Annotated in this window: 11 protein-coding genes; 5 read left to right on the forward strand and 6 right to left on the reverse strand. The window is 60.9% G+C overall.

All coding sequences use genetic code 11. From position 1 onward, the window contains the following. Positions 1–47: 47 nt before the first annotated feature. The 4 genes from AO388_RS09640 to AO388_RS09655 all read left to right on the forward strand — a co-directional run bounded on the left by AO388_RS09640 (position 48) and on the right by AO388_RS09655 (position 8309). Positions 48–1730 (forward strand): fatty acid--CoA ligase, encoded by a 1683-nt coding sequence (locus AO388_RS09640; protein ID WP_058416370.1) that lies wholly within the window; start codon positions 48–50, stop codon positions 1728–1730. 309 nt (positions 1731–2039) lie between these two features. Next, positions 2040–3977, forward strand: coding sequence for a DUF1302 domain-containing protein (locus tag AO388_RS09645; protein WP_003365537.1), 1938 nt, complete (start codon positions 2040–2042; stop codon positions 3975–3977). A 28-nt stretch (positions 3978–4005) separates the two neighbouring features. After that, a complete protein-coding gene (locus tag AO388_RS09650; RefSeq protein WP_058416421.1) occupies positions 4006–5370 on the forward strand; it encodes a DUF1329 domain-containing protein in 1365 nt (454 codons plus the stop codon). 209 nt (positions 5371–5579) lie between these two features. Further along, positions 5580–8309 carry a LuxR C-terminal-related transcriptional regulator gene (locus AO388_RS09655; protein WP_058416371.1) on the forward strand — a complete coding sequence of 910 codons (2730 nt, stop codon included), beginning with the start codon at positions 5580–5582 and terminating at the stop codon, positions 8307–8309. A gap of 24 nt (positions 8310–8333) precedes the next feature. Here AO388_RS09655 and AO388_RS09660 read toward each other — a convergent pair whose 3' ends face one another. From AO388_RS09660 to rutA, 6 genes are all read right to left on the reverse strand, one after another. Further along, positions 8334–9527 carry an HD-GYP domain-containing protein gene (locus AO388_RS09660; protein ID WP_003433690.1) on the reverse strand — a complete coding sequence of 398 codons (1194 nt, stop codon included), beginning with the start codon at positions 9525–9527 and terminating at the stop codon, positions 8334–8336. A 242-nt stretch (positions 9528–9769) separates the two neighbouring features. Next, complete coding sequence (rutF, locus tag AO388_RS09665; RefSeq protein ID WP_058397484.1) at positions 9770–10306, reverse strand: NADH-dependent FMN reductase RutF; 537 nt, start codon at positions 10304–10306, stop codon at positions 9770–9772. Positions 10307–10319: 13 nt separating this feature from the next. Next, on the reverse strand, positions 10320–11099 hold the full coding sequence (gene rutD / locus AO388_RS09670) for a pyrimidine utilization protein D (RefSeq protein WP_054080653.1): 780 nt from the start codon (positions 11097–11099) through the stop codon (positions 10320–10322). Between the two features lie 41 nt (positions 11100–11140). After that, positions 11141–11524, reverse strand: coding sequence for a pyrimidine utilization protein C (gene rutC, locus AO388_RS09675; RefSeq protein ID WP_003365523.1), 384 nt, complete (start codon positions 11522–11524; stop codon positions 11141–11143). 10 nt (positions 11525–11534) lie between these two features. Beyond that, on the reverse strand, positions 11535–12272 hold the full coding sequence (gene rutB / locus AO388_RS09680) for a pyrimidine utilization protein B (RefSeq protein WP_024661844.1): 738 nt from the start codon (positions 12270–12272) through the stop codon (positions 11535–11537). Beyond that, positions 12272–13354, reverse strand: coding sequence for a pyrimidine utilization protein A (gene rutA, locus AO388_RS09685; protein ID WP_003433682.1), 1083 nt, complete (start codon positions 13352–13354; stop codon positions 12272–12274). Before rutA ends, rutB begins: the two co-directional genes overlap by 1 nt. Positions 13355–13647: 293 nt before the next feature. On the opposite strand from rutA, the gene rutR reads away from it, so the two are divergent. Beyond that, positions 13648–14376, forward strand: coding sequence for a pyrimidine utilization regulatory protein R (rutR, locus tag AO388_RS09690; protein ID WP_058416372.1), 729 nt, complete (start codon positions 13648–13650; stop codon positions 14374–14376). The last annotated feature ends 197 nt before the right edge of the window (positions 14377–14573 follow it).

Raw genomic sequence — 14573 nt, forward strand, 5'->3', positions numbered from 1 at the left:
GAGTCCATATTTCCAGCCACGCCTGTGGACTTTGAAAAGGGCTTCATATGTTACAGACTCGCGTTCTTCCGCCCGCCGATGGCGCTTATCAGTGCCCTCTGTTGATCAAGCGCCTGCTGCTGTCCGGCAGTCGTTATGAAAAGACGCGCGAAATCATCTACCGTGATTCGGTCCGCTACACCTACGCCACCCTCAACGAACGCATCTGCCGCCTGGCCAACGTACTGACCGCGGCGGGCGTGAAAGCTGGCGACACCGTGGCGGTGATGGACTGGGACAGCCACCGCTACCTGGAGTGCATGTTCGCCATCCCAATGATTGGCGCGGTCATCCACACCGTCAATGTGCGGCTTTCTCCCGAGCAGATCGCCTACACCATCAATCACGCCGATGACCGTCTGGTGCTGGTGAACAGCGAGTTCACCGGGCTGTATCAGGCGATGTCCGAACATTTGAATACGGTCGAAAAGACCCTGCTGCTGACCGATTTGCCAGACAAGACCGCCGAGCTGCCCAACCTCGTGGGCGAGTACGAGACCCTGCTGGCGGCGGCCAGCCCCGAATACGTGTTCGAGGATTTCGACGAAAACTCGGTCGCCACCACGTTTTACACCACCGGCACCACCGGCAACCCCAAGGGGGTGTATTTCACCCACCGCCAACTGGTGCTGCACACCATGGGTGTGGCGACCATCATGGGCTGTATCGACAGCACCCGGCTGCTCGGCACCGATGACGTCTACATGCCGATCACGCCGATGTTTCACGTGCACGCCTGGGGCATCCCCTATGCCGCAACCATGCTTGGTCTGAAGCAGGTGTACCCCGGCCGCTACGATCCCGAGTTGCTGGTAGAGCTCTGGCGCAGGGAGAAAGTCACCTTCTCTCATTGCGTGCCGACCATCCTGCAAATGCTCCTGAACGCCAAGTCTGCCCAGGATGTCGATTTCCGCGGCTGGAAGATCATCATTGGCGGCAGCTCCCTGACCCGCAGCCTGTATCAGGCCGCCAAATCCCGTGGCATCCAGCTCACTGCCGCGTACGGCATGTCCGAAACCGGACCGCTCATATCCGTAGCGCACATCAACGAGGAGTTGAAAGCGGGCAGTGAAGACGAGCGCATCACCTACCGGATCAAGGCCGGCGTGCCGGGGATGCTGGTGGAGGCCGCCATCATTGATCAACAGGGCAACTTCCTCCCGGCCGACGGCGAAACCCAAGGCGAGCTGGTTTTGCGTGCGCCCTGGCTGACCGGAAGCTACTTTCGCGAGCCCGAAAAAGGCGCCGAGTTGTGGGCGGGCGGCTGGCTGCACACCGGCGATGTGGCGACGCTGGACGGCATGGGCTTCATCGACATTCGCGACCGTATCAAGGACGTGATCAAGACCGGTGGCGAATGGGTTTCCTCGCTGGAACTCGAAGACTTGTGCAGTCGCCACCCGGCAGTGCGCGAAGTGGCAGTGGTCGGCATCGCCGATCCGCAATGGGGAGAGCGGCCGTTTGCCTTGCTGGTGATTCGTGATGGCCACCAGCTCGATGCCAAGGGTTTGAAGGAACACCTCAAGCCGTTTGTCGAGCAAGGTCATATCAATAAGTGGGCCATTCCCAGCCAGATCGCGCTTGTTACCGAAATTCCCAAGACCAGCGTCGGCAAGCTGGACAAGAAACGCATGCGCCTGGACATCGTGGAGTGGCAAAGCAGCAACAGTGCCTTTCTGTCGACCCTCTGACACCTCGGGCGTGCCGTATCCGTCGGCGACGGCACGTGTCTGCGCTGCAGGTCCTGCTCTGTGACTTGCCAAATTTGCAAATTACGCCATCCTCCCCGCCACATGTTTTTTGGCGGCCTCCCGGAAACGGGCGGTCCAGAGGCGTTGGTCGTGCAAATCACACTTTAGAGGGATCTAGCGTCAGAGCGTGCTGGCTATAGTCAGCACCGGGAATGGCAAGAGCGGACCTGGCGTGTGTGTTGATTCGATGACTGATTCGTTTCTGGATTTCCCCACCGCCATAACAATAAAACACAAGGAGTAGCGTCGATGACAAGCACATCCCCCTTCTGGCGTCGGGCCAGGCTGCCTCTGGCTGTCAGCCTTGCCTCATCGCTCGCCAGCCCGGCCTTTGCCGTGACCTTCAACGTTGGCGAGATCGAAGGCAGTTTCGACTCCTCGCTGTCGGTGGGCGCGAGCTGGTCGACTGCCAATCCCAACAAGAACCTGATCGGCGCCAACAACGGTGGGCGTGGTCTGTCGCAGACGTCCGATGACGGTCACTTGAACTTCAAGCGTGGGGAGACGTTTTCGAAGATATTCAAGGGCATTCATGATCTGGAATTGAAATACGGCGATACCGGCGTTTTCCTGCGCGGCAAATATTGGTACGACTTCGAACTCAAGGATGAAAACCGCGAGTTCAAGGACATCAGCGACTCGGGCCGCAAGGAGGGCGCCAAGTCGTCCGGGTTCCAGCTGCTCGACGCCTTCGTCTATCACAACTATTCGATTGCCGATCAGCCCGGCGCGGTGCGCTTCGGCAAGCAGGTCATCAGTTGGGGTGAAAGTACCTTCATTCAGGGCGGCATCAACAGCGTCAACCCGATCGATGTCTCGGCGTTCCGGCGACCCGGTTCGGAAATCAAGGAAGGCCTGATTCCGGTCAACATGTTCTACCTGTCCCAGAGCCTGACCGACAACCTGTCTGCCGAAGGTTTCTACCAGCTGGAATGGGATCAGACGGTCGTCGACAACTGCGGCACCTTCTTCTCGCAACCCGATGTGATTGCCGATGGCTGCAACAACAACCTGGCGGTCTTGCGCAGCCGCAGCGGCCTGAACAGCTCGCTGACGGCGGCCGGTTTGCCAGCCGGCGCACGCGGTGCGGTGTTCAATTCGCTGTCGCAGCAGGGCGTGGTGTTCGGCAACCCGGATGAGGGCGCGGTGGTGCGTCGAGGCCCTGACCGCGATGCGCGCGACAGCGGCCAGTTCGGTTTCGCCTTGCGTTACAACTTCGAACCGTTGGACACCGAGTTCGGCGCGTACATGATGAATTACCACAGCCGTGCACCGATTTTCAGCGGGCGCGGCGGCTCGGCCGCTTCGTTCAGTCCGCAAGGGCTGGTCGGTTCGCTGGTTCGCAACGGCATTCCTGCCAGCACTGCCGCCGCGCTGGCCCCCAGCCTGCTGCCGGTGGTGGTGGCGGGCAACTCCAGTTACTACGTTGAGTACCCCGAAGACATTCGCCTGTACGGCCTGAGCTTCTCGACCACGCTGCCCACCGGCACGGCGTGGAGCGGCGAGATCAGCTACCGCCCCAACGCACCGATTCAGGTCAACACCACCGACATCCTCTATTCGGGCATTTCGCCGCTCAACCCCAACGTGTCGCTGCTCAGCGGTCAGCCGAATACGGATCAAGCCGGTTATCGCCGCAAAGAAATCACCCAGATGCAGACCACATTTACCCAGTTCTTCGATCAGGTCATGGGCGCAGAGCGTCTGACGGTGGTCGGTGAAGTGGGCTGGACGCACGTGGGCGGGCTCGAAAGCACCTCCAAAATCCGTTACGGACGCGATCCGGTGTATGGCCCTGGGCCGCTGCCTGGCGGTCAATGCGCAACGCTGAACGCCGGCACGCTGACCGGTGCCGAGCAGAACAACCTGACCCGCTATTGCGAAGACGACGGCTTTACCACTGCCAACTCCTGGGGCTACCGCGCCCGCGCCATCTGGGATTACAACAGCGTGTTTGCCGGGGTCAACCTCAAGCCGAGCGTGGCTTGGTCGCATGACGTCAAAGGCTATTCACCCGGCCCTGGCGGCAACTTCGAAGAAGGGCGCAAGGCCGTCAGCCTGGGGCTCGATGCCGAGTACCAGAACACCTACACCGCAAACCTTTCCTACACCAACTTCTTTGATGGCAAGTACACCACGGTCGATGATCGGGACTTCGTGGCGCTCAGCTTCGGCATGAACTTCTAAGAACATGGTTTTCAGGATGACGATGAACATGAAAATAACAAAAAGTCTGTTGCAAGTCGGGGTTCTGGGTCTGTCGCTGCTGGCGACAGGGGTGATGGCTGCGGTATCCGAGTCCGAAGCGGCAAAGCTGGGCACCTCGCTGACGCCGATGGGCGCGGAAAAGGCCGGTAATGCGGCCAACACCATCCCGGCCTGGAGCCCGATGCCGAAAAACGCCGGGGCGGTGGACAGCAAGGGTTTCCTTGCCAACCCCTACGCCAGTGAAAAACCGCTGTTCATCATCACTGCGGCCAATGTCGAGCAGTACAAGGACAAGCTGGCGCCGGGCCAATACGCGATGTTCAAGCGTTACCCGGACAGCTACAGGATTCCGGTGTACCCGACCCATCGCGGTGCCACCGTGCCGGATGACGTGTTCGTCGCTATCAAAAAGAATGCCACCACCACCAAGCTGGTCGGCGGCGGCAGTGGTCTGGAAAACTTCGACACGGCAATCCCGTTCCCGATCCCGGCCAGTGGCGTCGAGGTCATCTGGAACCACATCACCCGCTACCGGGGCGGCAGCGTCAAGCGTCTGGTCACCCAGGCCACGCCACAGCCCAATGGCTCCTACAGCCTGGTGTATTTCTCCGATCAGTTCGTGTTTCGCGACAAGATGAGGGATTTCGACCCGAAAAATCCGGGCAACGTGCTGTTCTATTTCAAGCAGGAAGTCACCGCCCCGGCGCGTCTGGCCGGTGGCGTGCTGCTGGTGCATGAAACCCTCGATCAGGTGAAGGAGCCGCGTTCGGCCTGGCTGTACAACGCCGGTCAACGCCGCGTCCGGCGTGCGCCGCAGGTGTCCTATGACGGGCCGGGCACCGCGTCCGACGGGCTGCGCACCTCCGACAACCTCGACATGTACAATGGCGCGCCGGATCGCTATGACTGGAAACTGATCGGCAAGCAGGAAATGTTCATCGCCGCCAACAGCCACAAGCTGGACGATCCGACGCTCAAGTACGCCGACATCATCAAGGCCGGCCATATCAACCAGGACCTGACCCGCTACGAACTGCGCCGCGTCTGGCACGTGACCGCTACCCTCAAGGAAGGGCAGCGTCATATCTATGCCAAGCGTGACTTCTTCATTGATGAAGACACCTGGCAGGCTGCCGTCATCGACCATTACGACGGGCGTGGTCAGTTGTGGCGCGTGGCCGAGGCACACTCGGAAAACTACTACGACAAGCAAGTGCCGTGGTACGCGGTAGAAACACTGTACGACCTGCAATCGGGTCGCTACGTGGCGCTGGGCATGAAGAACGAAGAGAAGAAAGCCTACGAGTTCGGCTTCACGGCCGGCACCAGCGACTTCACCCCCAACGCGCTGCGTCAGGAAGGGGTTCGTTGATACCTAATCGATACACGCTGTAGCGCAGCGCCTGCCTTGTGCGCCTGAAAAGCCCCTTGACCGGGGCTTTTTCAGTTGTGGAAAGCGGCCTTATAAGCTGTAGGAATTTTGTTACAGTCTTTTCGGTGATGGCCTTTCAAAAGTAGCGATTTACCCGCTAGTCTCCGAACACCGCGATGCCGAAACAACGATTCCTACACGAGCCGGCCATGACTGATCTGTCCCGAATGCAAGGGTTTGCAGACGGCGCGATTCCTGCGTTGGAAGGACGATTTTTCCGTCCACCTCTGCCTGAGGGTTATGTTCCCCGTGCGCGCCTGTGTCAGCGTCTCGATGCGGGGCTTGGCGGCCGACTGCTGCTGATCTGCGCCCCGGCCGGGTTCGGCAAGAGCTCGCTGGCTGTCGAGTTCTGTCAGGGGTTGCCGGACAACTGGCAAAACGTATGGCTGGGTCTGAGCGCGCGGGACAGCGACCCGGGCCGTTTTCTCGAGCGTTTGCTGGCCAGCCTTCAACAGTTCTTCCCGCAACTGGGCGTTCAGGCGATGAGCCTGCTGAAGATGCGCCAGCGCCACCAGCCGTTTGCCTTCGAGGAGTGGCTCGACGGCCTGCTCGACGAATTGGTCATGCACCTGATACTGAGCAAGCCGCTGCTGCTGGTGCTCGATGACTATCATCTGGCCCAGGGACCGGTACTCGATCGCTGCCTGCAGTTCCTTCTCAATCATCTGCCGGCCGGGCTGGTGGTGATGGTGACCAGCCGACAGCGCCCGGACTGGCATCTGGCACGCTTGCGTCTGACGCGGCAGTTGCTGGAAATCAACGAACAGGACCTGCGCCTCACGCACGCCGAATCCATGGCAGTGCTGGAGCGGCACTGCGGGTCGCTCGACAGCGAGGCGTTGCAAAGCCTGATTCAGCGCAGCGAGGGCTGGGTCGCCGGGCTACGCTTCTGGTTGCTGGCGGCATCCGAAGCCGGCGACGAAAGCGCCTTGCCCCAGGCGCTGCGTGGCAGTGAGGTGCTGATTCGCGAGTACCTGCTTGAAGAAGTGATCGACTGCCTGCCTGCCGATGTTCAGGCGTTTCTCTACGATACCGCCTGCCTGGAACGCTTTTGCGCCGAGCTGTGCGACGCCGCGCGGGACAGCCATGACAGTGTTGAGATGCTGGGTTATCTACAGGCGCATCAGGTTTTTCTGGTGCCGCTGGACGAGCAGGGCCATTGGTTTCGCTATCACCATCTGTTTTCCGATCTGTTGCGCGCGCGTCAGGCGGCCGGTGCACCACCGACCCGTCTGCACCTCAATGCCTGCCGCTGGTTCAGCGCTCAGGGCCAACTGGACGAAGCGGTCGAGCAGGCGTTACGCGCCGGGCATCTGGATGTGGCGGCCAATCTGGTGCAGAACCTCTCGGAAGAGCAACTGCTGGCCGAACAGAACGTCGGCATGCTGCTGCGCTGGAAGATGGATTTGCCGGATGACCTGCTGACCAGCACGCCACGCCTGATCGTGCTCTACGCCTGGGCGCTGGGGCTGGCCTGCCAGCTGGATGCCGCCGAAGAGCTGGCCAATCAACTGAGCCGGTTTCTGCCGGCGCCCTCGGCCACGGCTCAGAAATCCATGCTCGCCCAGTGGCTGGCGCTCAGCGGCATCATCGCCCGTGGCCGTGGAGACAGTGAAAAGACTCAGCGCTATTGCACCGAAGCCCTGCTGAGCCTGCCGGAAAAACGTTATGGGCAGCGGCTGGTGTGCCTGTCGACACTGGCCAACCTCGCGGTTGCCAACGGTGATCTGTGGCGCGCCCGCGTGTTGAATCGTGATGCGCTGGAGCTGGCTCAGCGGGTCGCCAATCCGTTGTTCGAGGCGCTGGCGCATTACGACCGCGCCCGAGTCCTGCAGGCACGGGGCGAGATTCTGCGCGCGCTTGAGGAAGTACGGCAGGGGCAGCAACGCCTCAAAGGCTTGTCCACCGTTCGGCTGTACGCGGTCCGCGCGCGTCTGACGCTGTATGAAGGCTACTTGCTGACCCTGCGTCTGCAGGTGGACGAGGGGCGGGCGTTATTGCTGGCCGGGCTGGCCGAGGCGCGCGCCTGTCGCGACATCAGCGTGCTGATCGGTCATTGCGTGATCGCCACCATGGAAGGCTGCGCCGGCCGCTTTGCCGAAGCCTTCGCCGAGCTTGCCGAGGCCGAACGTCTGATGCACATCTGGGACGTGCCGCCGATCTACTACCTGGCGATGATTACCTTGGTCAAATGCGAGCTGTGGCTGTTGCAGGGGCGCATGGACCTTGCCGAAGCGTGGCTGCTGCGCCTGACGCAAACCTACAACGGCGGTCTCGGCGCTGCGGCCCCCGAATGCCATCCACAATTGCCGCAACACATCGAGTTGCAGCGTGCCGTACTCGAACGACTACAGGGTGACGGCGTTGCCTGCGAGCAGCGCTTGCGGGCGCTTGAGCTGCGCGCTCAGGAGGTGGGGGCGAAACTGCTGGGACTGATCGCCATGACCCAGCAGATCGGCCTGCTGCTGAGCCAGGCGCGACGCGATGAGGCGCGGGAATTGTTGCTGCGCAGCCTGCCCGCAGCGTCCGGCGGCGCACTGATACCGTTCAAGGCGCTGATTGCCGAGCACCCCCAGTGGCTGCATGAGCAACTGCTGCAACTGCCACCCTGTCGGGTTCGAGCTGCGCTGCTGGAAAAACTCCCGGTCTGTTGCACGCCGTTGCACGAGCCGGCACATGGCGGCGATTGCCTCAGCGTGCGTGAACTGGGAGTGCTGCAACTGATTGCACAGGGCTGTTCCAATCAGGAGATCAGCGAGCAGCTGTTCATCTCTCTGCACACCGTCAAGACCCACGCCAGTCATATCAACAGCAAACTGGGGGTCGAGCGTCGTACTCAAGCGGTGGCGAGGGCCAAGACGCTGGGCTTGCTGGGTTGACAGCGGTGGCGTTCACCGGGCCGCTCAGGCCGGGCTGCCCGCCCACAGCGTATCGACTTCTTCCAGCCCCCAGTCGGTGGGTTTTTCGATTCTGACGATCCCGTCCGGGTCGGAAGGGCAAGTCAGGTCGATGACTTGCGCGGCGAACGTCTTGCCGGTGCGCGCCGACATGAACACCTTCACTTTCGGTTTCAGCAGCGATGCCTGACCTTGTTCGACCACCACGCCGAGGCGCCCGCTCTCCAGGCGTACCAGTGTGCCGATCGGGTAAATACCCACGGTCTTGACGAAGCTTTGAAACACCACATCGTCAAAATGCCCTTTCCACGAGGCCATTTCGCGAATCGAATGGGCAACGCCCCAGCCCTTTTTGTAAGGGCGGTCGGAAGTAATCGCGTCATACACATCGCAGACCGCGCCCATGCGCGCGAAGATGCTGATCTGGTCGCCTTTCAGGCCATGCGGGTAGCCCGACCCGTCGACCTTTTCGTGGTGATGCAGGCAGACGTCAATCACCGACGCTGCCACGGGCTGCGTCTCCATGAGGATCTTCACACCCAGCTCGGGGTGGGCCTTCATGATCTCGAATTCGTCGCGGGTCAGGCGGCCCGGTTTGTTGAGCACCGCCGGGGCGATCATCATTTTGCCGACATCGTGCATCAGCCCGGCCACACCGGCCTCACGGACCTGATCGTCAGGCATGCCCATGCGTTTGGCCAGCGCAACCATCAACGCGCAGACCGCCACCGAGTGCATGTAGGTGTATTCGTCGGATGTCTTCAGGCGTGACAGGCTGATCAGCGCGTGCGGATGGCGCAGGATCGAGTTGGAGATTTCTTCCACCAGCAATTGCACATTGCCGACATCCATGGCCCGGCCCATGCGCGCTTCGGTAAACATGGACATGACCGCATCTCTGGCCCGTCCACAGATCACCCTGGCGCGTAGAACTTCCTTTTCGAGACTGGTCGGAGTCGTATCGTCGCTGGCCGATGGCGCTGTCGAGGCGGCCGAGGGCTCGGGTGCCAGTACACGGCTTTTGCCGGTTTCGATCCAGACTTCCTGGGTGCCCGATTGCTGGATGCGCCTGAGCACTTCAATGTCATCGAGCATGACTTCGACCAGGCCTATCCAGAATGGATCATTGGTCCAGCGGCGGCAGATTTTGTGGATGTACATGCCCAGGGCAAGCTCAGCCACAGGTATTTTCTTCAGCATGCTCAGCCACCCGCGTGCATAGGCATGCCAGGCGGCGGGTAAGCGCGACGAGCATACGATGGGCTGCTGGCGGGTATCAGCAGGATGCAGGCGCTATGGACCGACATGACTTCACCTCATTGACTGCAAGGATCATCCTGATCTCACAATGCCAGTATACGGAGGTGTCGCAAAAAATCATGCCTATTTGGTGCATTCCGGTGGGTTCATTCTGCAAGTCCGCCAGTCAGCCGGCAAAGCCTTCATGACACTGGCGTTTCGCTCGGCAGGTGATGATAGCGACGGGCGAAGTACACCAATGCGTCTGCGCCGCTCTGATGCCTGATATCCACGACTTCGCAGAACAGGATGTCATGCGTGCCGACGCTGATCGACTGGCTCACCTTGCAGTCGAGCGCCAGTTTCGCACCGTCCAGGATCGGCGCGCCGGTCACTCCGGGTTCCCACTGGCCGCAGGCAAAGCGTTCCTGCTGTGAGCTCTTGCCGCCGAACAGGTTGGACAAGTCCTGCTGACCGTTGCCCAGCGTATTGACGCACAACGTGCCGTTCTCCATGAAAGCGTCATACACCGATGCACTGCGGTTGATGCAGACCAGCAGCGTCGGCGGTTGATCCGTCACGCTGCACACGGCGGTCGCGGTAAAGCCGGCACGTCCGCCAGGGCCATCGGTGGTGATGACGTTGACGGCGGCGGCCAGGCTGGACATCGCCTCGCGAAACGCCAGCTGGCTGACAGCAGCGATAGGCAGAATGGTGGGAGCTGCAGAGGAAGTAGTCATGAAATGAGTCCTTTCAGGGTTGTGTGCCGAGAAAATCGAACAAGGCGCGTTGGAAGGGCTGTGGATCGGTAATGTTCGAGGCATGGCCGCCATAGTCCAGCAGCGCCAGCGTTGCATTCGGCAGCGCGTTGGCCAGGTGCCGGGATTGCTGCCAGGGCACCAGCATGTCGTCGCGGTTGGCAATCAACAGGGTCGGGGTGTGGATGCGTGCAAGATTGGCCTCCACGTCGAAGGTTTCAAGGGCATGGATACGCCGCAGCAGGTTGTCGGTGTCGGGAAAATGCGCCAGCGCGTGGGCTTCGTCATCGGCCAGCCGCAGGCCGTTGGCGGCGATCCAGTCCGCCGGGTAGAGGAACAGCGCCTGAGCCTGTACGTAGGCCTCAGGTCCGCTGTTCAACAGCAGTTTCTTGCGCACTGAAAAGCAGCGCGCGCTGTGCGGGTTCGGGCTGCTCCAGGCATTGATCAGTACCAGACTTTGCAACAGTTCCGGACGCAGCAGGGCCAGTTCCAGACCCACCAGGCCGCCCAGCGCATGGCCCATGAAATGGCAACGCTGGATACCGAGTGAATCGAGCAGGGCCAGCAACTCGATAGCCATGTGCCGGATCGAATAATCCGCCGGCAGCACCGCAGGGCTGCGTCCGGTTCCGGCATGGTCGTAGACGAGCACGCGGTAATCGCGGGTCAGCAGTGCCAGGTCATCCGCCCAGTAGCGACCGGACCCGCCCAGCCCGGAGCTGAGCACCAGGGTCGGTGCATCGGCATGCTGGCAGGCATGAAACTCATGGAACATGGGTTTTCTCCGGGTGGGCGTCAACTGCCCACAGTCGCGATTCAGCCGATGTGGGCGATGCTGGCGATTTCGATCAGCGCCTCGGGTTTGACCAGGCCGCACTGGATGCAGTAACGGGCCGGTTTCTCGCCCGCGAAATACTCGGCATACACTTCGTTGACTTTGGCGTAGTCGGCCCAGTCACGAATCATGATCATGTTGAACGTGACATCGTCCATCGTCCCGCCCGCGGTCTCGACCACGGTTTTGATGGCTTCCAGCACGTGACGGGTCTGCGCGGTGGCGTCGCCGACGTGTACCACGTTGTTGTCCTTGTCGAACGGCAGCGTGCCCGAGACATAGAGCACGCCGTCGGCCATGGAGCCCGGTACGAACGGCGCGATGGGTTTGCTGGTGCCGGCAGGGATGATCGCTTTTTTGGTCATACTGATGTCCTCACGAAGGTTGCCCGACAGGGCTGAAAGTGGTGCAGAAGTCATCGACGCTGGAAACCCAGCCAAAAAAGGTTTCGATGTTGAACAGCGCGGCTTGCTGAGCGAATTCGGGGCCTGCCTGATGGGTCGCGTCAGCCAGCACCACGCCGAAATACTCCAGATGAAAACCGTCGCGCAGGGTCGACTCGACGCAGACATTGGTGGCGATGCCCGTGAACACCAGATTGCGAATGCCGCGGCTGCGCAGCACGCTGTCGAAGCTGGAATTGAAGAAGCCGCTGTAGCGGATTTTCGGCACCACGATGTCGCCAGGCTGTGGCGTCAGCTCGTCGACCAACTGGTAGTCCCAACCACCCTTGGCCAGCAGTTGCCCTTCGAGTTCAGGGCGCTTGCGCATGGTTTTCAGGGCGTTGGACTTGTGCCAGTTAGGTGAGCCGGGGCCACCGGCCTCGACATAGGCAGGGTCCCAGCCATTCTGGAAAAAGATCACCGGAATGCCTGCCGCACGTGCGGCGGCACAGGCCTTGTTGACATTGGCGATGACCGGCCCGGTGCTGCTGACATCGAACCCGGCCAGGTCCAGATACCCGCCGAGCGATGCGTAGGCGTTCTGCATGTCGACCACTACCAGCGCGGTTTCGCCGGGTTTCATGCGCAGCGGTTCGGGACGGGCGGGTAGCTCGCGGGCGGGCTGCACGTCCGGCACGTCAACGCCTGCGACGGTTACCGAGGTCGTCATCAGACCACCTCCTTGAGTTGCGCAATGTGCTTGCGACTGGTCATCAGCGGCTGGATTTTCTCGCCGAAGTCTTCGACCCCTTTGACGAAATCATCGAACGTCAGCATCACGCCTTGGGTCCCCGGCACACTGGCGACTTCGTCGAGCATTCTTGCCACTGTGGCCCACGACCCCACCAGCGTGCCCATGTTGATGTTGACCGCTGAGGTCGGGTCGGCCATCTGCCGCAGATTGGAACCGGCACTTTTATCCGCCGAACCTTTCTCGCTCAGCCACGCGATCGCTTCTTCATCGGCACCGTCCTTGATGTGCTCCCAGCGAGCCCGTGCAGCTTCGTCGGTATCGTCGGCGATGATCATGAACAGCACACAGGAAGTGACGTTGCGGCCGGTCTTTTCATTGGCTTCGATCAGTTTCTGTGCGGTTGGCGCAAAGGCCGTGGGGGTGTTGACGCCTTTGCCGAAGCAGAAGTTGTAGTCAGCGTATTGCGCCGAGAACGCCATGCCCGCTTCACTTTGACCGGCGCAGATCAGCTTCATGTCGGCCTGTGGGCGAGGGCTGACGCGGCAGTCCTGCATGCTGAAATGTTCGCCCTTGAAGTCGCTGCTGCCGGTGGCCCACAGATCGCGCAGAACCTGAGCGTATTCGGCCAGGTATTCATAGCGGGTGTGGAAGAACTCGTCGCCCGGCCACAGGCCCATCTGCTCGTATTCCGGCTTCTGCCAGCCGGTGACGAGGTTGATCCCGAAGCGGCCATTGGAGATCGAATCGATGGTCGAGGCCATGCGTGCGGCAATGGCGGGCGGGATGGTCAGGGTGGCAACGGTGGCGAACAGCTGGATCCGGCTGGTCACCGCGGCCAGGCCGGCCATCAGCGTGAACGACTCCAGGTTGTGTTCCCAGAACTGCGTCTTGCCGCCGAAGCCACGCAATTTGATCATCGACAGCGCGAAGTCGAAGCCGTAGCCCTCGGCCTTCTGCACGATCTGTTTGTTCAGCTCGAAGGTCGGCATGTACTGCGGAGCATTGCTGGAAATCAGCCAGCCGTTATTGCCGATGGGGATGAAGATACCAATGTCCATATGAGGCCTCTCTGCGTGGGTCGATGCGTGCCAAGGCGCGACTGGCGGCACTTGAATCGTCTTTCAATCGTCTCTTGATCACCTTCTGCATTAAGCGGGCCAGAAAATTTTGTTGTTTTTATTCAAAGGCTTGAAAGTTTTCATGGTTTATTTCAGACCATTTGGTCCGAATCAGAGCACTTGGTTTGTGCAGGGCGCACGCAGATGGGGCAGGGCTGACGGCGCAGGCAATCCGTATCGACAAAACAGCTGCGCCCGTTAAGATGCCCGCTCATTTCGGCATCACTGGATGGATGTGCGTGAACAAGAAACCTCCCCTGGCGGACCCGGCGAACAAGCGCGTACGCAAGGTCAAGCCGGAGACCGTGGTCAAGACGACCCGCGAACCCAGTGCGACATCCCTGAAGCGGCGCATGCGCCTGATGGAAGGCAAGCGCACGCTGATTCTCGATGCGGCGCTGGAGATATTTTCCCGCTATGGCGTGCACGGCAGCAGCCTGGATCAGGTCGCGAGCCTGGCGGACGTCTCCAAGACCAACCTGCTGTATTACTTCAGCAGCAAGGACGACCTGTACCTGAACGTGCTGCGCCAGTTGCTCGAGGTATGGCTGAGCCCGCTGGTGCACTTCACCGCCGACAAGGAGCCGGTGCAGGCGATCAGCGCCTACATCAAGGCCAAGCTGGAGATGTCCCGCGATCATCCGGCCGAATCACGGCTGTTCTGCATGGAAGTGATGCAGGGCGCACCGCTGATTCAGGGCGAGTTGCAGCACCCGTTGCGTGACACGGTGCAGGCCAAGGTGGCGGTGATTCAGCACTGGATCGACAGCGGCCAGTTGGCCCCCATCAACCCGCATCACCTGATTTTCACTCTGTGGGCGACCACTCAGCATTACGCCGACTTCCGCACTCAGGTCGAGGCCGTGACCGGCAAGACGCTGGATGATCCGGTGTTTTTCGAAGAAGTGCTGGCGAGCCTGCGCAGCATGGTTCTGGACGGGATCCTGCCGCGCAAGGTGTGAACGGGGGGCGCCGGCCCTGACCCGCGCACCCCGCCTGCGCAGTGCGCGGACGTCCTGCACAAACCAAGTGCTCTGATTCAGACCATTTGATCTGTTTTATTCGTCTCGATGGCGTCAGGTCGTTGTTCCGTAGCGTTTTTCCTGTACTGGCATGGATGCTGCTAATGCCTGCGTGTGCGGTCCTCATCGGCCATTAC

Origin of the sequence: Pseudomonas sp. ICMP 10191, assembly GCF_001467335.1 — a bacterium.
Taxonomy (GTDB): Bacteria; Pseudomonadota; Gammaproteobacteria; order Pseudomonadales; family Pseudomonadaceae; genus Aquipseudomonas; species Aquipseudomonas cerasi.